The sequence below is a fragment of the Pseudomonas sp. NFPP24 genome (assembly GCF_900112095.1).
Lineage (GTDB): Bacteria > Pseudomonadota > Gammaproteobacteria > Pseudomonadales > Pseudomonadaceae > Aquipseudomonas > Aquipseudomonas extremorientalis.
The window spans coordinates 199,583-221,958 of sequence record NZ_FOKD01000008.1 but is presented as its reverse complement, the minus strand read 5'-3'; the positions used below and the strand labels follow the sequence as shown (position 1 = coordinate 221,958).

Here is a 22,376-nt window from a genome sequence, read left to right as displayed (position 1 = left end):
GCGCCTGGGCGCGAGGCTGTTTCTATCCCGCGACTCCTGTGGATATCCCTTGAGCACAGAATAGAAGAAAACCACGACAAACCAAGGTTGTAGGGACCAACGGGCGTTGGTCCTACAGTCGCGCCAAATTCATGACGGTTTTACCCGTCATGTGGTGAGGGGATTGTTGTGGCTATGGTGCTAGTTGTGGCGAGCCCGCTCGCCACAATTCACGTCGCCATCAGATGGGCTTGGCTTCCGCCAACGCTTCCTGCGCCAACTCCTTCTCCGCTTCCTTCAGGTCTTCCTCGCTGATCATCTCGGCAATCGCGCGCAACCGCTCTACCACACGCGCATTCACCGTGCCTTCCGGAAACTGCCCTTCGGCATCCGGCTCACCGGCATCCTCGCCCACCAACAGGCTCAACGCCTCGTCCGCCTGGCGCACCGCATAGATATGGAACTGCCCGGCACGCACGGCCTGCAGCACCTTCTCATCCAGCATCAGCGTAGCGACGTTGGCCTGGGGAATGATCGCGCCCTGTTCACCGGTCAGGCCACGCGCTTCGCAGAGGCGGAAGAACCCTTCGATCTTCTCGTTGACCCCGCCCACCGCCTGCACTTCACCAAACTGGTTGATGGAGCCGGTGATGGCGAAGCACTGCTTGAGCGGGGTTTTCGACAAGGCCGAGATCAAGGTGCACGCCTCACCCAGGGAGGCACTGTCGCCGTCCACATAACCGTAGGACTGCTCCAGCGCGATACTCGCCGAGATCGCCAGCGGGAATTCCTGAGCGTAACGGCTGCCCAGGTAACCGGTGAGGATCATCACGCCCTTGGAGTGGATCGGCTGGCCGAGGTTGACCTCACGCTCGATGTCGACAATACCGCTGCCGCCCGGGTACACCGTGGCGGAAATCCGCGCCGGCACACCGAATGCCGAATCGCCCACCTCCAGCACCGTCAGCCCGTTGCACTTGCCCACCGCCGCACCGGCGGTGTCGATCAGGATCACCCCGGCGAGCATGTCGTCGAGAATCCGCGCGGACACCCGCCCGGTACGCGTGGCCTTGGCCTTGAGTGCGCGTTCGATATGCCCGGCATCGGTCATCTCGTCGCCTGCCAGATGGCGAATGAAATCCGCCTCGCTGACCAGCTGGAACAAATCCCCGATACGCGCCGACAAGCGCCCCTGGTGCTCCGCCAGCCTGGCGCTGTAGGTGGCCAACCGCGCCACCGCATCCGAGGTCAGCGGTGCCATGCCTTCTTCCGACGTGCGGGTTTTCAGCAATTGGGCGAACTGCTCCAGGCTTTCGTCGACCATCGGGATGTCTTCGTCGAAGTCCACCAGTACGCGGAACATCTCCTGGAAGTCCGGATCGGCGTCCTGCAACGCGTAGTACAACTGGCGCGAACCAATGATGATCACCTTGACCTGCAACGGGATCATCTGCGGGTTGAGGGTCACGGTGGCCAGGCGGCCCAGTTCGCCCAGCGGCGATTCCATCTTCAGCTTGCGCGATTGCAGGGAGCGCTTGAGGGCGTCCCAGACGAACGGCTCGCCGAGCATTTTTTCGGCTTCGAGAATCAGGAAGCCGCCGTTGGCACGGTGCAAGGCGCCCGGGCGCAGCTGGCGATAGGTGGTGTAGAGCGCGCCCTGGTCGGTGCTGTACTCGATGCGGCCGAACAGGTTGTCGTAGGTCGGGTGCGGCTCAAACACCACCGGCGCGCCACCGTTGACCGGATGGCCCACCACCAGGCTTGGGCAGTACTGCTCTTCGAGCAGCTTGCGCGCCTGGGCGTCGGTCTTGGCATCGTCCACCAATTGCTCGACCACGGTCTTGAGCAAGTACACCTGCATGGCTTGCAGGTAGCCGCAGACGCCTGCGTTTTCCGCGTACTTTTCCGACAATGGCGCAAGCAGAGGCTGCAGGGCCAGGGTGATGGTTTCTTCGTTGAACTGGCGCAGTTGGTTGTTCGACTCACGCTTCCACTGCGGCAGGCTGGCCAGCTCTTCGTTGAGGCGCTCTTCCAGCTCGGAAATATCCGTGTGGAAGCGCTCGCGATCAGCTTCCGGCAGCTGCGAGAACTCGGCCTCGTCCAGCGCCTTGCCGTCGAGCATCGGCGTGAAGGCAATGTTGGAGCTGTCGCGGTACAACGCCACGTCCTTTTCCAGGGCCAGGCGTTCGATCACGTCCAGGGCCTTGTCGTAGCGCTGGTTGAAGGCGCGGTCGATCGCGCTCTTGCGCTGTTGATAAGTCGGGTGCTCGAAGACTGCCGGGAAGGTGGCGACAAGGTTGTCGACCAGACCGTTGATGTCGTTGATGAACGCCGCCGCACCGCCGCCCGGTAATTCAAGGGCACGCGGCTCGCGAGGCTCATCGAAATTATTCACATAGACCCAGTCCGACGGGGTCTGCAGGCGCTTGCCTTCGGCCTTAAGGTAGCGTTTGACGAACGAAAAGCGACCGGTCCCGGGCTCGCCCATGACAAACACGTTGTAACCGGGGCGTGGCATGGCCACACCGAACTGCAACGCTTCAACCGCACGTTCCTGGCCAAGCACACCGCGAAAGGGCTCCAAATCATTGGTGGTCGAGAAGCTGAACTGTTCAGCGGAGAAAGGGCGAGTCAGCGCTTCGGGCGCTAGACGCAAGCTGGCAGCAACAGGATCAGGCATCGGGCTTCCTTACATCAGGCGGGGCAGATGACGGCATTCTGGCTCCCGGTTACGCGCTCTGGCAAGGCGCGCCTGTGGGAAAGCATAGACACGGGACGCGCCCTGTAAAAATATCGGGTCATCATCGAATGTTTTAGAAAAATGCACGGAACCCTTGGAACGTGCCTAAACTCCAAACTGCGCGGGTTGGACTAATAACTGGCCCCTAGGGCGCCGCGATGCGCCTGAACCCTTGTCCATTGGTTTGCACACAAAGAGAACAAAGCTATGAAACGGATCCTTCTCGGTACTCTCTTCACCGTCGTCTCCCTCAATGCAATGGCAGAAGCACCAGGTGGCCCGAACTGCGGTTGGGGCAACATGTTGTTCGAAGGCCAGCGCGGCACTCCAGCTCACTTCCTGGCTTCCACCACTAACGGTACTTCGGGTAACGCCACGTTCGGCATGACCTCGGGCACCAACGGTTGCAGCACCAACAGCGCCCTGACTTACGGCGGCAAATCGTGGATTGCCATGAATGGCATGATGAACGAGCTGTCCGAAGACATGGCCAAGGGTAATGGCGAAGCGCTGACCACCTACGCCGTGGTACTGGGCGTGGCCCCGGAAGATCGCGAACACTTCGCGGCCGTGACCCACGAGCACTTCCAGCAGATCTTCAGCAAGGCTGACGTGACCGCTGACGACGTGCACAACAACACCATTGCTGTACTGAAAAGCGATGCCCGTCTGGCGAAATACGCTACCCAGGCTTAAGCTCGTCCAGCCCGCGCCTGCTTAAGGCGCGGGTTTTATTTTTGGGCCCGCCTCCCCTTTGGGTCTCTCTTAATTCCGACTTAAGTTGCCCCTATGCTCAAACGCTTTGCCTGGACGGCACTCTTCGCCTGCGCCCCGCTGTACGCGGCACCGCATCTTGATGATCAACGTTTGCAGCAATTGGCCAACGATCCGTTCTGGCTGTCCCTCGGCCATTATGAAGCCGGCAAAATCAGTGGCTGGCGCAGTTATGTCAGCGACAAGAAATTCTTCCTCGCAGCCGATGGCGCCCACCACCCGGACGCCGAACTCAAGGCCACCGTTGACGCGCTCTACGCGCCGGCCAGCCTGGGTGAAAAACACGCCCAATGCGTTTACCCCGCACGTACCCGCTGGCTCAAGGATCAGTTGCACCTCACTGACCTGCCCGCCGTGGACTGCACGGAATTCAAGCAATGGTTCAAGGACGTCGCCCCTCACAGCGCGGTGATGATCTTCCCGGCGGCTTACCTCAACAGCCCGTCGTCGATGTTCGGCCACACCCTGCTGCGCATCGACCAGGCCGACGTGCAAAGCAACAACACCGCCCTGCTCAGCTACGCGATCAACTTCGGTGCCTATATCGAAGGCTCCGACAACAGCATCCTCTATGCCTGGAAAGGCCTGATGGGTGGTTATCCCGGCCTGTTCGCCCTGGTGCCCTACCAGGAAAAACTCTCCGAATACCGTAGCCTTGAGAACCGCGACCTGTGGGAATACCGCCTCAACCTCACCCAGGTCGAGACCGAGCGCATGGTCGAGCACGTGTGGGAGCTCAAGCAGATCCAGTTCGATTACTTCTTTTTCGACGAAAACTGCTCCTATCGCCTGCTCGAACTGCTGCAAGTGGCCCGCCCCGGCCTGCGCCTGACCGAACAGTTTCCACTGACCGCCATCCCGACCGATACGGTCAAGGCCGTGAAAGATGCGGGCCTGGTGGAAAGGATCGACTACCGCCCGTCCCGTGAGCGCGAGCTGTTGGAACGCGCCAAGCCGCTGGACAGCGACGAACAGCAATGGGTGTTGAAGGTCAGCGATGACCAGCAGCAATTGCAGGAACCGGCCTTCAAAGCCCTGCCCCGCGACCGCCAGGCCCTGATCATCGACGCCGCCTACCGCCTCGGCCGCTACCGCGCCAACGGCCTGGAACGCGACACCGTCCGCTCCCAACGCAGCTTCGAACTGCTGCGCGCGATCAACCAGAACCCGGCGCCCGACCTCAAGATCACACCGCCCGGCCTGCCGGAAAACGGCCACGAATCGCGCACCTGGCAAGCCGGCATCGGCACCCGGGGCGACAAGGCCTTCGGCGAATACGGCCTGCGCATGGCCTACCACGACCTCAACGACAACGCTGAAGGTTTCCCCCTCGGCGCACAGATCGAAATCCTGCAAATGAAACTGCGCCAGTACGAAGGCAACCACTGGCAGCTGCAGCAACTGGACCTGGCCACCATCCGCTCCCTGACCCCACGCAACGCCCTGTTGCAGCCGTGGTCCTGGCAAGTCACTGGCGGTCTTGAACGCGTGCCCGGCAAACACGACGACGAAACCCTGGTCGCCCACGTCAACGGCGGCGCCGGCGGCACCTGGCAGTTGAGTGACGACATGCTCGGCTTCGCCCTCGGCACCGTGCGCGTGGAGCACAACAACGACTTCAGCGAAGCCATCTCCCCGGCGGCCGGGTTCAACACCGGCGTGCTGTGGAAGAACCCACTGGGCAACCTGAGCCTGGAAGCCAAGGGTGACTTTTTCACCAATGGCGAAGTGCGCCGCAGTATCAGCCTGAATCAACAGTGGGAATTGTCGCGCAACCTCGGCCTGCGTTTGAGCGCCCAGCGCGAGTACAGCCACCTATCGACCCCAGTGAATGAAGTGATGCTTGAAGTGAAGTGGTATCACTACTGACTAAAGCCTGGCCGAGATCAATATGTGGGAGGGGGCTTGCCTCCTCCCACATTTGTTTCTCATAGACTCAAATACACTGCTCTGCCCTGATGTCACTGAGTCCATTCAACTGAAAAAAACAGTGGTTTATCACGACTAAAAGGTCGCACCGAGATCACTTTGTGGCGAGCGGGCTTGCCCCGCGTTGGGCTGCGCAGCAGCCCCCAAACAGTCAACTAAGGAGTACCGGGCATACCGCGCAGCTCTTTATTGGGGCTGCTGCGCAGCCCAACGCGGGGCAAGCCCGCTCGCCACAGAAGCAATTTTTCGTTTTCGCCGAGGGTTACGGCGATGGCCCTTTAGCCCAACACCTTTCTCACCATCCTTTCACACCGCCCCAACAAACCCCTGACTAGACTTCCCCTATCAGCCGTGAAACGGCCAGGGAGTACGCCATGTGGCGGTGTGCGGTAATGCTGTGTGCATTGGTGGTGTTGGCGGGTTGCCAGTCGACCCATCAAGAGTTGTTGGCCAAGGGTTACCCACCGGCGTTTGCCGATGGTTTTGATGACGGTTGCAGCAGCGGTCGCCAGGCGGCCGGGGTGATCAGCGGGGAGTTCCGCAAGAACGTGCCGCGTTATCTCAAGGTCCGTGAATACGCCGAGGGCTGGGAAGATGGCTTTCGCCAGTGCAAGGCCATGCGCGAGAACGAAGAGCTGCGCGACTACAAGGACAATCACTGGGATGACCGCGAACGCGTTTGGCAGCACGAGAAGGACCGCGACGCCGCCCGGGCCTATCGTTCGCAGTAGGTCGCTTTCAGACATCCATCGAAACTAATGCGCGGCGATCATGGCCCAAACTCCATTGAGGGAGAACGTGATGAGCCGAGCTTTTGTAAACGAGGACAACGCCGCTGCCCAGGCCGACCAGCCGGTGGAGCGCCAGGTCAGCGAGCAACCCAACCGCCTCACCGCGCAAGGGCTGGCGCAGTTGCAGGCCAAGGTTGCGCAGTTGCAGCACGAATATGGCCTGGAATCCGCCAAAGGCGATAAACAGCGCCAGGCGGATCTTGAGCGGGATTTGCGTTACTTCAACCAACGGGTGCAAAGCGCCCAAGTGGTGGCACCGGCGACGTCCACCGACAAGGTGCAGATCGGCAGTTGGGTGACCTTCGCCAATGAGCTGGACGAACAGCAACGCATTCAGTTGGTCGGTGAAGACCAGGCCGATGCCGGCGCAGGCTTGATCAACTGGGGCTCGCCCCTGGGCCGCGCCTTGCTGGGCGCCCAGGTCGGCGACGAGGTGTTGTGGCAACGCCCCGTCGGCGATCAGTTGATCGAAGTGCTGCGGGTCGAGCCCGAGGCCTAGACGATGCCTTGGGCCAGCATCGCGTCGGCAACTTTGACAAAACCTGCGATGTTCGCGCCTTTGACGTAGTTGATGCGGCCGTTTTCTTCGCCGTAGTGCACGCAGGCATGGTGGATCGACTGCATGATGTTGTGCAGCTTGCTGTCCACCTCACCGGCGGTCCACAGCAGGCGCATGGCGTTCTGTGACATTTCCAGGCCACTCACCGCCACGCCACCGGCATTGGACGCCTTGCCCGGGGCGAACAGAATGCCGGCCTCGATAAAGATATCCACAGCCTCCAGGGTGGTCGGCATGTTGGCGCCTTCGGCCACGCAGATGCAGCCGTTGCGCAGTAGAGTGCGGGCGGCCTCGGCGTCGAGTTCGTTCTGCGTAGCGCAGGGCAGTGCAATATCGCAGGCCAGTTCCCAAGGGGTTTTACCGGCGCGGAATTCCAAGCCATAACGCGAAGCCAGTTCGCTGATGCGCCCGCGCTGCACGTTTTTCAGCTCCAGCAGGGCCGACCATTGCTCCTCGGTCAAACCGCTTTCCGCGTACAGGGTGCCTTCGGAGTCGGACAGGGAAATCACTTTGCCACCCAGGTCCATGACCTTGCGCGCCGCGTATTGCGCCACGTTGCCGGAACCGGACACCGCCACGCGCTTGCCTTCAACCCGCTGGTTGTTGCGCTTGAGCATTTCTTCGGCGAAGTACACGCAGCCAAAACCGGTGGCTTCCGGGCGAATCAGGCTGCCGCCGTAGGTCATGCCCTTGCCGGTCAGCACCGAGGTGAACTGGTTGCTCAGGCGCTTGTACTGGCCGAACAGGAAGCCGATCTCACGGGCACCTACGCCGATGTCACCGGCCGGCACGTCCACATCCGCGCCGATATGGCGATACAACTCGCTCATGAAGGCCTGGCAGAAGCGCATGACTTCGGCGTCGCTCTTACCTTTTGGATCAAAGTCCGAGCCGCCTTTGCCGCCGCCCATGGGCAGCGACGTCAGGGAATTCTTGAAGGTCTGCTCGAAGGCGAGGAATTTCAGCACGCCCAGGTTGACCGACGGGTGGAAGCGCAAGCCGCCTTTGTAAGGGCCGATGGCGCTGTTCATCTGGATACGGAAACCGCGATTGACCTGGACCTTGCCATGATCATCCACCCACGACACCCGGAAGGTAATCGCGCGTTCCGGCTCGCAGATGCGCTCCAGGATGCCTGAGGTCAGGTAGTGGGGGTTGGCTTCAAGAAACGGCCACAGGCTGCGTAGGACTTCTTCTACGGCCTGGTGGAATTCCGGTTGGTCAGGGTCGCGTTTCTTGAGGCGGGCAAGGAAGGATTCGACGGATTCGATCATGAAAAGTCTCGGCAAATTTTTAGTTGTTAACGGAGATTGAGCCGGACTTTATCAATTCATTCCGCACTGCAACAGGGCAAAATGTCGCCTTTGTGAATTTAAATGGTGCGTTTTATATAAATGTATCCAGTTTCAGGGGCTTTTATGCACCCTTTCAGGGATTCAAATCAAACCGCACGCACCATCAAATTCCAGGCAAAAAAACGGAGCCCGAAGGCTCCGCTCTTTCAAATCACCAGCCCGGATCAGGCCAGTTTTTTGTGACGCACACGGTGCGGCTGGGCAGCAGCTTCGCCCAAGCGTTTTTTACGGTCCGCTTCGTACTCGGTGTAGTTACCTTCGAAGAACACCGCTTGCGAGTCGTCTTCGTACGCCAGGATGTGCGTCGCGACGCGGTCAAGGAACCACCGATCGTGAGAGATCACAATGGCAGCACCCGGGAAGTCCAGCAGGGCTTCTTCCAGGGAACGCAGGGTTTCAACGTCGAGGTCGTTGGACGGTTCGTCGAGCAGCAGGACGTTGCCGCCCTCCTTCAGGGTCAGGGCCAGGTGCAAGCGACCGCGCTCACCACCGGACAGGTCCTTGACGAACTTCTGTTGGTCGCCGCCCTTGAAGTTGAAACGGCCTACATAGGTACGCGACGGGATTTCATAGTTGCCGATGCGGATCTGGTCGGAGCCGTCGGAAATCTGCTGGAACACGGTCTTGCTGCCGTCGAGGTCTTCACGGCTCTGGTCCACGCAGGCCAGTTGCACGGTTTCGCCGACTTCGATGGTGCCCGAGTCCGGGGTTTCCTTGCCCATCAGCATGCGGAACAGCGTGGATTTACCCGCACCGTTACCGCCGATTACGCCGACGATCGCGCCTTTTGGCATGGAGAACGACAGGTTGTCGATCAGTACGCGGTCGCCATAGCCTTTGGTAACGTTCTTGAACTCGATGACCTTGTCACCCAGGCGCGGACCGGCCGGGATGTAGATCTCGTTGGTTTCCGAGCGCTTCTGGAATTCCTGCGATTGCATTTCTTCAAAGCGTTGCAGACGCGCCTTGGACTTGGACTGGCGGGCCTTGGCGCCTTTGCGCACCCACTCCAGTTCTTCCTTCATGGCTTTTTCATGGGCCGATTGCTGCTTGGATTCGGCGGCCAGGCGGTCGGACTTGGCTTCCAGCCAACCGGAGTAGTTGCCCTCGTAAGGGATACCGGCGCCACGGTCGAGCTCGAGGATCCAGCCGGCGACGTTGTCCAGGAAGTAGCGGTCGTGCGTGATCGCAACCACGGTGCCTGGGAAATCGTGGAGGAAGTGTTCCAGCCAGGCGACGGAATCGGCGTCCAGGTGGTTGGTCGGTTCGTCGAGCAGCAGCATGTCGGGGGCCGACAGCAGCAGGCGGCACAGGGCCACGCGGCGCTTCTCGCCACCGGACAGGTGTTCGACCTTGGCGTCCCATGCCGGCAGGCGCAGCGCGTCGGCGGCGACTTCCAGCTGGCGCTCCAGGTTATGACCGTCGCCGGCCTGCAGGATGGCTTCGAGCTTGGCCTGTTCGGCGGCGAGCTTGTCGAAGTCGGCGTCCGGTTCGGCGTAGGCAGCGTAGACCTCGTCCAGGCGCGCCTGGGCGTCCTTGATCACGCTGACGGCTTCTTCGACCACTTCACGCACGGTCTTGGTCGGATCCAGGATCGGCTCTTGCGGCAGGTAGCCGATGTTCAGGTCTGGCATCGGGCGGGCTTCGCCTTCGAACTCGGTGTCGACGCCGGCCATGATTTTCAGCAGCGTGGATTTACCCGAACCGTTGAGGCCGAGTACGCCGATCTTGGCGCCAGGGAAAAAGGACAGCGAAATGTTTTTCAGGATTTCCCGCTTCGGGGGGACAACTTTGCCCAGCCGATGCATGGTGAAGACGTATTGAGCCATGGTGAACCTAGCGTCAGTGACTGATGAATTAAGCGGGCGAAGCCCGTGCCAGGCCATGCGCGGCGCGGGCCGTTGACTATCATCAATGCCAGCGTGCGGTATAAAGCCTGAATATCTGGGGCTGGAACGCCCCCGCGTAACCGGCAAAGCTACCTGAATGCGCTTGGTCAGTCCAGCCAGGCAAGGGCTGGCACTTTGCCACAAGTCAAGGCATGCTAGCCGCCCTCCGGGCGTCCGGCTTATAGTGCACGTCGCGCGCCAGTCCAGCCAAACCGCAGGATCACAGCTTGTCCAAAGTCACGCCGCCAACTCCCCTGCGCGCCGCTCATATAGCGCCGGGAGCGCCCCTGCACGGCACCCTCAAAGGCGCATTGGCGACGCTTGTCCTTATGCTGCTCGCGTTATTGTTCTGGCAACTGCTGGACCAGTTGCAGCAAAACCAGAAGAACCAGCAGCAATACACCATCGACTACAGCGCCGACCTGGCTGAACAGATCAGCCTGAACATGGCCCTCAGCGCAAAGATCGCCCTGAACCTGCTGCCGATGGTCGAGCCACCGCGTGACAGCGAACAGCAACAGGCCTTGATGCGGACCTTGCAACGTTCGCTGCCGGAATTGCGCAGCATCGCCCTGCTTGCCCCCAGCGGCGCGATGATCAGCGACAGTGCCAGCGACAGCCAGGACAGCGCCTGGCTCGAAGAACTGGTGCAACGCAGCCACGGCCAGTCTTATTACCTGAGCAACAGCAACGACGGCACCCTCATCTATCTACTGTTGCATCAGCCCAGTGGCGGCTCACGGATGTATTGGGCGCTGCGCCTGGCCCCCAACTACCTGACCAACCTCACCCGCCAGGACGGCCAGGGCCAGCGCCCGATGTGGGCCATCGAGAACCGCCTCAACCATCGCGTGGTCAGCCGCGACAGCGGCATGCCGGCGCAGTGGGCGTCTGCATTGACCCCCGACGAACTGAATAAAAGCGTACTGATCACACCGTTGAGCAAAAGCGACTGGCAACTGCGCGGGCTGTTCGACCGCAGCGCGGTGCTGGAGCAACTGCTGCCGGCCTTCATCGGCAAATGCCTGCTGGGCCTGGCGTTCTCGTTGATCCCGGTGATCGTGCTGCTGAACATGCGCCGCCGTCAGCGCCAGGTGCATGAGGGGCGGCGGCGCTACCAGGATATTTTCGAAGGCACCGGCGTGGCCCTGTGCGTGCTGGACCTGTCGGGGCTGAACGCGTTCTTCGACAAGACTCGGCTGGAGACCCGCGAGCAGCTGCACGCCTGGCTGCAGCACAACCCCAGCGAGCGCCAGCAACTGCTCAAGGAGCTGCGCGTCACCGAGGTCAACCAGGTGGCGGTCAGCCTGTTGAACGTAGGTTCCTGCGAGCAGGCCTGGGAACGCCTGATCGATGACTGCCCACGCAACGCCACGTCCATTGGTTACCAGATACTCGAAGCCGTGCTGACCCGACAAAGCCAGTTGGAGCTGGAAATCCAGCTCAAGGACGTGGCCGGCAACGAGCAATACCTGTGGCTGGTGATGCGCCTGCCCGAGCAGCAGGACGATTTCAAGGCGGTGATCCTCAGCATCAGCGATATCACCAGCCGCAAGTTGATCGAACTGTCGCTGGTGGAACGCGAGAGTTTCTGGTCGGACGTGGTGCGCACCGTGCCCGACCACCTGTATGTGCAGGACGTAATCAGCCAGCGCATGATTTTCAGCAACCACCATCTGGGCCACACCCTCGGCTATAACAAGGCCGAATTGCAGCAGATGGGCGAGTACTTCTGGGAAATCCTGCTGCACCCCGAAGACGCCGAGCATTACCACGACTTGCGCCAGCAACAGCGCCAGGTCGGCTACACCACCCAACTGCAATGCCAGTTGCGCTTCCGTCACCGCAATAATGAATGGCGGCGCTTCGATATCCGCGAACAAGCCCTGGCGCGGGACAAGACCGCGCAGATCACCCGCATCATCGGCGTGGCCAAGGACATCACCGACCAGATCGAAGCCAGCGAATCCCTGCGTGACAGCGAACAACGCTACCGCATGCTGGCCGAAAGTATCAGCGACGTGATCTGTTCCACCGACAGTCAGTTGGCCCTCAACTACGTCAGCCCGTCGGTCAACGCCGTGCTCGGCTATGACGTGGACTGGGTGTTCAAGAACGGCTGGCAGTCGATCATCGCCAACCCGCAGCAACTGACCGGCATTTACAGCCTGATGGAACAGGTCAGCCGTGCGCTGGGCGATCCTGATGCGCTGAACAGGCTGCGTGATGAGATCCAGACCCAGCTGTTCCTGTTCGACTGCCTGCGCGCCGACGGTCGCAAGGTGCCGATCGAACTGCGCCTGGTGCTGGTGTGGGACGAACACGGCGCTTTCGAGGGCATCCTTGGGGTGGGCCGCGACATCAGCCAGCAACGCCGCGCCGAGAAAGACCTGCGCATGGCGGCCACGGTATTCGAGCACTCCACTTCGGCGATCCTGATCACTGACCCCGCCGGCTATATCGTGCAGGCCAACGAGGCGTTCAGCCGGGTCAGCGGCTATGCGGTCAGCGATGTACTCGACCAGTTGCCGAACATGCTCACCGTCGATGAACAGCAGGAAGCCCACCTGCGCTATGTGCTCAAGCAATTGCACCAGCACAGTACCTGGGAAGGCGAAGTGTGGCTCAAGCGCCGCAATGGCGAGCATTACCCGGCGTGGGTCGGCATTACTGCGGTGTTCGACGACGAAGGCGACCTGGCCAGCTATGTATGCTTCTTCAGTGATATCAGCGAGCGCAAGGCCAGCGAGCAGCGCATCCACCGCCTGGCCTATTACGACGCCCTGACCCACCTGCCCAACCGCACACTGTTCCAGGACCGCCTGCACACCGCGCTGCAGTCCGCCGAACGGCAGAAGTCGTGGGTGGTGCTGATGTTCCTCGACCTCGACCGCTTCAAGCCGATCAACGACTCCCTGGGCCACGCCGCCGGCGACCGCATGCTCAAGGAAATGGCCACCCGCCTGCTGGGCTGCGTCGCCGAAGACGACACTGTGGCGCGCATGGGCGGTGATGAGTTCACCTTGCTCCTGCAGCCACGGGTCAACCGTGACATGGCACTCAACCGTGCGATTCATGTGGCCGAGCAGATCCTCGCCAGCCTGGTGAAACCTTTCGTACTGGAAGGTCGTGAGTTCTTCGTGACCGCCAGTATCGGTATCGCCCTGAGCCCGCAGGACGGTAACGAACTGAGCCAGTTGATGAAAAACGCCGACACGGCGATGTATCACGCCAAGGAACGCGGCAAGAACAACTTCCAGTTCTACCAGGCCGACATGAACGCCAGCGCCCTGGAACGCCTGGAGCTGGAAAGCGACCTGCGCCACGCCCTGGACCAGAACGAATTCGTGCTCTATTACCAGCCGCAGTTCAGCGGCGACGGCAAACGCCTGACCGGCGCCGAAGCCCTGCTGCGCTGGCGCCACCCTCGACGCGGGCTGGTGCCGCCGGGAGACTTCATCCCGGTGCTGGAAGAGTTGGGCCTGGTGGTGGACGTGGGCGACTGGGTGATCAGCGAAGCCTGTCGCCAGCTCAAGACCTGGCACCAGAACAAGGTGCGGGTGCCGAAAGTCTCGGTGAATATCTCGGCGCGACAATTCTCCGACGGCCAGTTGGGTACGCGCATCGCCACCATCCTCAAGGACACCGGCCTGCCGCCGGCGTGCCTGGAGCTGGAGCTGACCGAAAGCATCCTGATGCGTGAGGTCAACGAGGCCATGCAGATCCTCGACAGCCTGAAGAACCTGGGCCTGAGCATTGCGGTCGACGACTTTGGCACCGGTTACTCGTCGCTCAACTACCTCAAGCAGTTCCCCATCGACGTGTTGAAGATCGACCGCACCTTCGTCGACGGCCTGCCCTCCGGCGAACAGGACGCCCAGATCGCCCGCGCCATTATCGCGATGGCCCACAGCCTGAACCTGGCGGTGATCGCCGAGGGGGTGGAAACCCATGAACAGCTGGATTTCCTGCGTGAGCATGGCTGCGATGAGGTGCAGGGCTACCTGTTCGGGCGGCCGATGCCGGCGAATCGGTTCGAAGCGCAGTTCAGCAATGATGCGCTGTTCATGTTCGACTGAAATTCTGCGGTGAGGCCACTGGCCTCATCGGGGGCAAGCCCCCTCCCACATTCTGATCTGCGAACACATTCAACTGTGGGAGGGGCTTGCCCCCGATAAGGCACTCACAGCCACCGCCTATCCCCAGATGAGCCCCACTTGTCCGCGACATGATGTCCTTTCATATGCCATCTAAAACCCATTGGGTTAGAATGCCCTCCTTTTCTGCCCCCGATCCTTGAGGACCGCCATGTTCAGCCGTGATTTGACTATTGCCAAGTACGACGCCGATCTCTTCGCCGCCATGGAGCAAGAAGCCGTGCGCCAGGAAGAGCACATTGAGCTGATCGCTTCGGAAAACTACACCAGCCCTGCGGTGATGGAGGCTCAAGGTTCGGTTCTGACCAACAAGTACGCCGAAGGCTACCCGGGCAAGCGCTACTACGGTGGTTGCGAGTACGTCGACGTGGTTGAGCAACTGGCTATTGACCGTGCCAAGGAACTGTTCGGCGCCGACTACGCCAACGTCCAGCCGCACGCCGGTTCCCAAGCCAACAGCGCCGTGTACCTGGCCCTGCTGCAAGGCGGCGACACCATCCTGGGCATGAGCCTGGCCCACGGCGGTCACCTGACCCACGGCGCCAGCGTTTCCTCCTCCGGCAAGCTGTACAACGCCGTTCAATACGGTATCGATGCCAACGGCCTGATCGACTACGACGAAGTCGAGCGCCTGGCGGTTGAACACAAGCCAAAAATGATCGTGGCCGGTTTCTCTGCCTACTCGCAGATCCTGGACTTCCCACGCTTCCGCGCCATCGCTGACAAGGTCGGTGCGTACCTGTTCGTCGACATGGCCCACGTGGCCGGTCTGGTCGCCGCTGGCGTCTACCCGAACCCGGTACCTTTCGCTGACGTCGTGACCACCACTACCCACAAGACCCTGCGCGGTCCACGTGGCGGCCTGATCCTGGCTCGCGCCAACGCCGACATCGAGAAGAAGCTGAACTCCGCCGTATTCCCAGGCGCCCAGGGTGGCCCGCTGGAGCACGTGATCGCCGCTAAAGCGATCTGCTTCAAGGAAGCGCTGCAGCCTGAGTTCAAGACCTACCAGCAACAAGTGGTAAAGAACGCCCAGGCCATGGCCAGCGTGTTCATCGAGCGCGGCTTTGACGTAGTGTCTGGCGGTACTGAAAACCACCTGTTCCTGCTGTCGCTGATCAAGCAGGACATCTCCGGTAAGGATGCTGACGCGGCCCTGGGCAAAGCCTTCATCACCGTGAACAAGAACTCCGTGCCGAACGACCCACGTTCGCCGTTCGTCACCTCCGGCCTGCGCTTCGGCACCCCGGCTGTGACCACTCGCGGCTTCAAGGAAGCAGAGTGCAAGGAACTGGCCGGCTGGATCTGCGACATCCTGGCCGACCTGAACAACGAAGCCGTGATCGACGCGGTACGTGAGAAGGTCAAGGCCATCTGCAAGAAGCTGCCGGTGTACGGCGCTTGATTGCAGTTGCTTGACTAAAAAGCCCGGCTCTTGAGCCGGGCTTTTTTATTCCAAATTCCAATTTGAAATACAGTTAATTGTGGGAGGGGGCTTGCCCCCGATAGCAGTGTGTCAGTCACAGAGTTATCTACTGACACACCCTCATCGGGGGCAAGCCCCCTCCCACATTGGATTGTGTTTCAAGTCAGGGTTGGTAGACCTTGGCAAAGCCTTCGCGAATCTTGTCTTCGGGCAACTCATCGGCAATGAACACGATCACACTCTCTCGCACCTCGCCTTCGGCCCATTCGGTATCCCAATCGAAACCGTAGAGCTTGAGCACGCCCTGGAACACCATGCGCCGGTCTTCCCCGGCAATGTTCAGCACGCCTTTGTAGCGCAGCAGTTGCTTGCCGTGGTCTTCCAGCAGTTCGTTCATGAACTCACTGAGTCGGTCGATATCCAGCGGCTGGTCGGTGCGCAATACCAGGCTGGAGATACGATCGATGGACGGCGCCTTGCTCACCGGACGCAAGCTCATGCCGGCATTGAGGTTGAAGCCGCGCACATCGAGCAACTCGGCCAGGTCGATCTTGCCATGATCCACCACCCGGATCGGCGCACGACGATTGATGCGGGTCAGGCGTTCACTGAGCGCATCGAAGGTGGCGTCATCCACCAGGTCGCGTTTGCTCACCAACAGGCGGTCGGCAAAGCCGATCTGGGCCTGGGCAATGGTCTGGGTCAGGTGGTGCTCGGCGTGAGCCGCGTCCACCAGGGTGATGATGCCGTCGAGGATGTAGCGCTCGCGCAGTTCTTCGTCGATGAAAAAGGTCTGGGCCACAGGTGCCGGGTCGGCCAGGCCGGTGCACTCGATCACCAGGCGGTCGAAGGCGATCTCGCCGCTGTCCAGGCGCTCGAGCAGCAGGTACAGGGCCTTGGTCAGGTCGGTGTGGATGGTGCAGCACACGCAGCCGTTGGACAGGGTCATGACTTGCACCGGTTCTGCGCCCAACAGCTGGGTGTCGATACCGGCGTCACTGAATTCGTTTTCGATCACGGCGATTTTCAGGCCGTGCTCGGCTTTGAGCAGGTGGCGCAGCAAGGTGGTCTTGCCGGCACCCAGGAAGCCGCTGAGGACCGTGACTGGAATGGGAGAGGACAAAAGAAATTCTCCTTGAAGGAACACAGAAACAAATGTGGGAGGGGGCTCGCCCCCGATAGCAGCGTGTCAGGCACTTACCTGTCACTGACACACCGCTATCGGGGGCAAGCCCCCTCCCACAGGGATATTGCGTTAACTCAACAGCACTTGGGCCCACCCTTGCCGCCGTAACGGGCTTCCTGGCGTTCCCGGAAGAACGCCTTGTAGTCCATCACCGGCTTGTCCGGGTGTTTGGTTTGCATATGCTCGACGTAGGTGTCGTAGTCGGGCATGCCGACCATCAGGCGCGCGGCCTGACCGAGGTATTTACCGAGGCGACTGATGTCATTGAACATGGTTGCAACCCTCGATTACGCGTCCGGTACAGCCTGGAACGGGGCTTCTTTATCCGTACGTTCTTTGTTGCCCCAGGCGGCGACGCCGACCTTGAGCGCATAGAACAGGATGCTGAACACCACGAACAGGAACAGCGCCGTCAGCGTTGCATTGGTGTAGGCGTTGTAGATCACGTGCTGCATCTGGTCGATGCTCTTGGCCGGGGCGAGGATCTGGCCGTTGGCCAATGCATCGCTGTACTTCTTGGCCAGCGACAGGAAGCCAATCGCCGGGTTCGCGTCGAACAGCTTGATGAAGCCCGCCGTGGTGGTGCAGATCAGCAGCCAGACGGCCGGCAGCATGGTCACCCAGATGTAGCGTTGGCGTTTCATTTTGATCAGCACAACGGTTGCCAGCATCAGCGCGATACCTGCCAGCATCTGGTTGGAGATACCGAACAGTGGCCACAAGGTGTTGATACCGCCCAGTGGGTCGATCACGCCCTGGTACAGCAGGTAACCCCACATCGCCACGCAACCGGCGGTTGCAATGAGGTTGGCGGTCCACGACTCGGTGCGTTTCAGCGCCGGCACGAAGGAACCCAGCAGGTCCTGCAGCATGAAGCGGCCGGCACGGGTGCCCGCATCCACCGCCGTGAGGATGAACAGGGCTTCGAACAGGATCGCAAAGTGGTACCAGAATGCCATGGTGTTTTCACCCGGCAGTACGCTGTGCAGGATCTGTGCGATACCCACCGCCAATGTCGGCGCGCCACCGGCACGGGCCAGAATGGTGGTTTCGCCGATATCATGGGCCACGGCTTGCAGCGCCTCAGGCGTGATCGCAAAGCCCCAACTGCTGACGGTTTGCGCCACGGCCACCACATCACCACCGACCACAGCGGCCGGGCTGTTCATGGCGAAGTACACGCCAGGTTCGATCACCGAAGCGGCGACCATCGCCATGATGGCCACGAACGACTCCATCAGCATGCCGCCGTAACCGATGTAGCGGGCGTTGGTTTCGTTATCCAGGAGCTTGGGCGTGGTGCCCGAGGAGATCAGCGCGTGGAAACCCGAGACCGCGCCACAGGCGATGGTGATGAACAGGAACGGAAACAGGCCGCCCTTCCACACCGGGCCGGTACCGTCGATGAACTGGGTCAAGGCCGGCATTTTCAGCTCTGGCATGGTGACCAGGATGCCGATCGCCAGGGCGATGATGGTGCCGATCTTGAGGAAGGTGGAGAGGTAGTCACGCGGTGCCAGGATCAGCCACACCGGCAGAACGGCGGCGACGAAACCGTAGCCGATCAGCATCCAGGTGATCTGGATACCGGTGAAGGTGAACGCCTTGGCCCAGACCGGATCAGCGGCAATCTGCCCGCCCAGCCAGATCGAACCCAGCAGCAACAGCACGCCGATGATCGAGATTTCACCGATGCGGCCCGGGCGGATGTAGCGCATGTAGATGCCCATGAACATCGCGATCGGGATGGTCGCCATCACCGTGAAAATGCCCCATGGGCTCTCGGCCAGCGCCTTGACCACGATCAGCGCCAGCACCGCGAGGATGATGATCATGATCAGGAAGCAACCGAACAGCGCGATGGTCCCCGGGATGCGGCCCATCTCTTCGCGAACCATATCGCCCAGGGAACGGCCGTTGCGACGGGTGGACAGGAACAGGACCATGAAGTCCTGCACCGCACCGGCCAGCACCACGCCGGCAATCAGCCAGAGCGTGCCGGGCAGGTAACCCATTTGCGCCGCCAATACCGGGCCGACCAGCGGGCCTGCACCGGCAATGGCCGCAAAGTGGTGACCAAAAAGGATGTGTTTGTTGGTCGGCACATAGTCCAGACCGTCGTTGTTGAGCACTGCGGGGGTGGCCCGCCGTGGGTCGAGTTGCATCACATTGTTAGCGATGAACAGACTGTAGTAACGGTACGCAACCAGGTAGATGGCCACAGCAGCGACCACAATCCACAAGGCGTTGATCGCCTCGCCGCGGCGCAAGGCCACTACGCCCAGGGCGCACGCTCCTACGATTGCCAGCACCAGCCAGGGTAGGTGGCGTAGCAGGCTATTATTATTTTTCATTTTTATATTCCAGCCAGGGTGGACAGAAAGGACAGCCATCCGGAGTTTAGCGCTACTGGACTTAAAGGCCACCCCCCTACGTTGGTCTAGAGCCTTCTGCGGACAAAAAAAGCAGAAAAACCGAGCCAATAGTGGCGCACGGCTACAATCCCCCTATCCCCGGAGGGCTTCACCATGACCGAGCAACCGTCTGACCGCCGTCGTTTCCGCCGCATCGCCTTTGATGCCAAGACCGAAATTCGGCAAAACGGCCGCGAATGGCCAGTGCAATTGGTGGACCTGTCGCTAAAAGGCCTGCTGGTGCAACGGCCGGAAGACTGGAAGGGCAACAAGGCGCTGCCGTTCGACGTCGATATACGCCTCGATCCGAAGGCGCATATAAAGATGCAAGTGCGACTGACCCATGAGGATCCTGGGCAACTGGGGTTTGTGTGTCAGCACATCGACCTGGATTCGATCAGCCACTTGCGGCGGCTGATCGAGTTGAACCTGGGTGACGAGGACGAGCTGCACCGGGAGTTGGCCGCCTTGCTGGAAGTATGACGGCTCAGGGAAATGCCGTACGCGCCGGGAAGTCGCTTTCCGTGTCCCAGTAACCGGCTTTCTGCGTCGATGCCGCCTGCCACTGGCCATCCACCCAACGGTAGGTCTGGTAACGCGTGGCAAAATCATCGTCACCGTCGCCGTCCATAAAGCACGAGATTTGCAACAGCTCATCCGCACTACCGTCGACGGGCGTCGAAACCTTCCAGGCCGCCTTGCCGGTGCTGGCCAGGGTCAGTGGTTTGAGTTTGCCGTCGGTGTCCTGGTAGCTCACCGGTTCCAGTTCCTGCTTGGCAGGCAGTAACAGTTGCGTGGCCGGGCCACTGTAGCTGCCCATGGGCGCGGTCTGATCAACGATCAAAAAATACACAGGCGCGGGCTGTCCCTTGAGCGGGGCTTTCTTGACCTTGGCCAGCGGGTAGCCGAGGTTCTTGCGCGCGATCACCTCGCCGGCGGCCGATACCAGACGCAGCTGGGCGTCGAGCAACGGGTTTTCAACCAGGTCACCGGGCTCGTCGAACGAGTCTTCGTCCAACCCGTTGCCCCAACTGTCCTTGTGCAATTGAGCGCTGATGCGCTGGTCTTCCAGCACCTGCAGCACGCTGCCTTCTTCCGTGACCAGCTTTTGCGCCAGGCGATATCCCGCCGGCAAGTCGGCCCACGCCAGGACAGGCAGACCGGCCAAGGTCATGAACAGGGCGAGCACGCCCCAGCGATTCGTTCGTTGCATTGCGCCCCTCCCTGTTTACTCGAAAAGTGCATCCAGTGCCTGCTCCAGGCGGGTCACCCCAATAATCTGTATCCCGGGCGGCGATTCCTTCGGCGCGTTGCCCTTGGGCACGATGGCACGCTTGAAGCCATGCTTGGCCGCTTCCTTCAAGCGCTCCTGGCCGCTGGGCACCGGGCGAACTTCACCGGACAAACCGACTTCACCAAACACCAGCAAGTCATGGGGCAATGGCCGGTTACGCAGGCTGGACATGACTGCCGCCATCAACGCCAGGTCGGAGGCGGTCTCCAGCACCTTGACCCCGCCGACCACGTTGAGGAACACGTCCTGGTCATGGGTCGGGATGCCACCGTGGCGGTGCAGGACCGCCAACAGCATCGCCAGGCGGTTCTGGTCCAGGCCCAGGGTCACGCGGCGCGGGTTGGCCAGGTGGCTGTCATCCACCAACGCCTGCACTTCCACCAGCATCGGCCGGGTGCCTTCCCACGTTGCCATCACCACACTGCCAGGGACTTCTTCCTGGGCACGCGTCAGGAAAATCGCTGATGGGTTGGAGACTTCTTTCAGCCCCCGGTCGGTCATGGCGAATACACCCAACTCGTTCACCGCCCCGAAACGGTTCTTCACCGCCCGCAGCAAGCGCAGGCGACCATCGGACTCGCCCTCGAAATACAGCACCGTGTCGACCATATGCTCGAGCACCCGAGGCCCGGCCAGCGCGCCTTCCTTGGTGACGTGGCCGACCAGGAAGATCGCCGTGCCGCTCTGCTTGGCATACCGCACCAGCAGCGCCGCACTCTCGCGCACCTGGGACACGCCACCCGGCGCCGATTGCAACTGCTCGGTGAAAATGGTCTGGATCGAGTCGATCACCATGACCTTGGGCTTTTCGATACGGGCCGTGGCAATGATGCTTTCGATGCAGGTCTCGGTCATGACCCGCAGCTGATCCTGGGGCAACCCCAGGCGGCGGGCGCGCATGGCCACTTGTTGCTGGGATTCTTCGCCGGTGACGTACAGCGCCGGCATGCGGCTGGCGATGCTGCACAGGGTTTGCAGCAAAATCGTCGACTTGCCGATGCCCGGGTCGCCGCCGATCAGCACCACCGAGCCGTCCACCAGGCCGCCGCCCAGCACGCGGTCCAATTCGCCGGATGCCGTGGAAAAACGCGGGATCTCTTCGACGCTGACTTCAGCCAGGGTCTTGATCTGCGCCTGCTGCCCGGTCCAGCCGGCCCGGCCGGTGGGGGCCGCCGCACCGCCACTCTCAATCATGGTTTCAGTCAGGGTGTTCCACGCACCGCACTCGGAGCACTGGCCGGCCCACTTGGGAAAGGTCGCGCCGCACTCCGTGCAGCCGTACATGCGCTTGGCCTTTGCCATTTGAGAACCTCCAACCGAAAAACCGCGATGATAGCTCAGCGCGACGCCGGGGTCCGGATTTCACCACTGGCCAAGCGTGAAGCGGTGTTACCGACCGGGTCTTCGGCATTGAGATCGGCCCCCTTGGCCTTGAGTTCATCCAGCAGCTCGACACGCTTGAACAGCCCGGCGTACATGGCCGCGGTCTGTCCGGCACCGTTGCGCTGGTCGGGGTTGCAGTCGGTGGCCAGCAGGCGCTGGGCGATTTTCAACTCGCCCTTGAAGATCGCGCCCATCAGCGCGGTGTTGCCGCGTTTGTCCTGCACGCAGGCGTCGGCACCGGCGTTGAGCAGGCGCTCCACGAAAGGCCCCTGGCCGTGGTAGGCAGCGAGGATCAGCGCGGTGTAGCCCTTGTCGTCCTGGGTGTTGAGGCTGTAGCCGGAGTCGATAAAGGTATTGAGCATGTCGAGGTCGCCACGGCGGGCGGCGTCGAAATAGTAGTCCTGCAATTGGGCCTTGAGCGCCACCGGGTCGGGAGTCTCGGCCTGGGCGACAAAGGCCAGCATGGCCATCAGCAAGCCGATAGAAATTCGCATGGTTGT

At 61.2% G+C, this 22,376-nt stretch carries 16 protein-coding genes; 7 read left to right on the top strand and 9 right to left on the bottom strand.

All coding sequences use genetic code 11. The annotated features are described in order from the left end of the window. Positions 1-220 precede the first annotated feature (220 nt). Positions 221-2,659 carry a Lon protease family protein gene (locus BM026_RS19035; RefSeq protein WP_092248319.1) on the bottom strand — a complete coding sequence of 813 codons (2,439 nt, stop codon included), beginning with the start codon at positions 2,657-2,659 and terminating at the stop codon, positions 221-223. A 267-nt stretch (positions 2,660-2,926) separates the two neighbouring features. Between BM026_RS19035 and BM026_RS19030 the strand changes: the two genes are divergently transcribed. From BM026_RS19030 to BM026_RS19015, 4 genes are all read left to right on the top strand, one after another. Further along, positions 2,927-3,415 carry a DUF3015 domain-containing protein gene (locus BM026_RS19030; RefSeq protein ID WP_015885974.1) on the top strand — a complete coding sequence of 163 codons (489 nt, stop codon included), beginning with the start codon at positions 2,927-2,929 and terminating at the stop codon, positions 3,413-3,415. A 93-nt stretch (positions 3,416-3,508) separates the two neighbouring features. Further along, positions 3,509-5,362, top strand: coding sequence for an Lnb N-terminal periplasmic domain-containing protein (locus BM026_RS19025; RefSeq protein WP_093514375.1), 1,854 nt, complete (start codon positions 3,509-3,511; stop codon positions 5,360-5,362). 434 nt (positions 5,363-5,796) lie between these two features. Next, the gene (locus tag BM026_RS19020; protein WP_093529693.1) at positions 5,797-6,153 is read left to right on the top strand and encodes a hypothetical protein; all 357 of its coding nucleotides are present in this window, start codon (positions 5,797-5,799) and stop codon (positions 6,151-6,153) included. A 70-nt stretch (positions 6,154-6,223) separates the two neighbouring features. Then, entirely contained in the window at positions 6,224-6,712 is a 489-nt protein-coding gene (locus BM026_RS19015) for a GreA/GreB family elongation factor (RefSeq protein ID WP_093514373.1), read from the top strand. Here BM026_RS19015 and gdhA read toward each other — a convergent pair. Then, positions 6,709-8,046, bottom strand: a complete 1,338-nt coding sequence (gene gdhA, locus BM026_RS19010) for an NADP-specific glutamate dehydrogenase (RefSeq protein WP_093125875.1) — start codon at positions 8,044-8,046, stop codon at positions 6,709-6,711. The two genes, BM026_RS19015 and gdhA, sit on opposite strands and share 4 nt — an antisense overlap. Positions 8,047-8,291: 245 nt before the next feature. Then, positions 8,292-9,956, bottom strand: coding sequence for an energy-dependent translational throttle protein EttA (ettA, locus tag BM026_RS19005; protein ID WP_071489964.1), 1,665 nt, complete (start codon positions 9,954-9,956; stop codon positions 8,292-8,294). A 287-nt stretch (positions 9,957-10,243) separates the two neighbouring features. Between ettA and BM026_RS19000 the strand changes: the two genes are divergently transcribed. Both BM026_RS19000 and glyA read left to right on the top strand, forming a co-directional pair. Beyond that, positions 10,244-14,095 carry a sensor domain-containing protein gene (locus BM026_RS19000; RefSeq protein WP_093514372.1) on the top strand — a complete coding sequence of 1,284 codons (3,852 nt, stop codon included), beginning with the start codon at positions 10,244-10,246 and terminating at the stop codon, positions 14,093-14,095. A gap of 229 nt (positions 14,096-14,324) precedes the next feature. Then, the gene (gene glyA / locus BM026_RS18995) at positions 14,325-15,578 is read left to right on the top strand and encodes a serine hydroxymethyltransferase (RefSeq protein WP_058427701.1); all 1,254 of its coding nucleotides are present in this window, start codon (positions 14,325-14,327) and stop codon (positions 15,576-15,578) included. Between the two features lie 184 nt (positions 15,579-15,762). Here the strand turns inward: glyA and yjiA are convergent, their stop codons facing one another. From yjiA to BM026_RS18980, 3 genes are all read right to left on the bottom strand, one after another. Next, on the bottom strand, positions 15,763-16,722 hold the full coding sequence (yjiA, locus tag BM026_RS18990; protein ID WP_093125864.1) for a GTPase: 960 nt from the start codon (positions 16,720-16,722) through the stop codon (positions 15,763-15,765). A 137-nt stretch (positions 16,723-16,859) separates the two neighbouring features. Continuing rightward, positions 16,860-17,057, bottom strand: coding sequence for a YbdD/YjiX family protein (locus BM026_RS18985; RefSeq protein WP_003194308.1), 198 nt, complete (start codon positions 17,055-17,057; stop codon positions 16,860-16,862). Between the two features lie 15 nt (positions 17,058-17,072). Further along, entirely contained in the window at positions 17,073-19,139 is a 2,067-nt protein-coding gene (locus tag BM026_RS18980) for a carbon starvation CstA family protein (protein WP_058427703.1), read from the bottom strand. 174 nt (positions 19,140-19,313) lie between these two features. Here BM026_RS18980 and BM026_RS18975 point away from each other — a divergent pair, with 174 nt between their 5' ends. Further along, positions 19,314-19,682 carry a PilZ domain-containing protein gene (locus BM026_RS18975; RefSeq protein WP_058427704.1) on the top strand — a complete coding sequence of 123 codons (369 nt, stop codon included), beginning with the start codon at positions 19,314-19,316 and terminating at the stop codon, positions 19,680-19,682. A gap of 4 nt (positions 19,683-19,686) precedes the next feature. On the opposite strand, the gene BM026_RS18970 is transcribed toward BM026_RS18975, so the two are convergent. Genes BM026_RS18970 through BM026_RS18960 form a run of 3 tightly spaced genes read right to left on the bottom strand, consistent with a single transcriptional unit; the run spans position 19,687 to position 22,370 of the window. Beyond that, entirely contained in the window at positions 19,687-20,412 is a 726-nt protein-coding gene (locus BM026_RS18970; protein ID WP_093514370.1) for a hypothetical protein, read from the bottom strand. A 15-nt stretch (positions 20,413-20,427) separates the two neighbouring features. Further along, positions 20,428-21,795: a DNA repair protein RadA gene (gene radA / locus BM026_RS18965; RefSeq protein WP_049711449.1), complete on the bottom strand. Its 1,368-nt coding sequence runs from the start codon at positions 21,793-21,795 to the stop codon at positions 20,428-20,430. Between the two features lie 35 nt (positions 21,796-21,830). Then, entirely contained in the window at positions 21,831-22,370 is a 540-nt protein-coding gene (locus BM026_RS18960) for an ankyrin repeat domain-containing protein (protein WP_092248290.1), read from the bottom strand. Positions 22,371-22,376 lie beyond the last annotated feature (6 nt).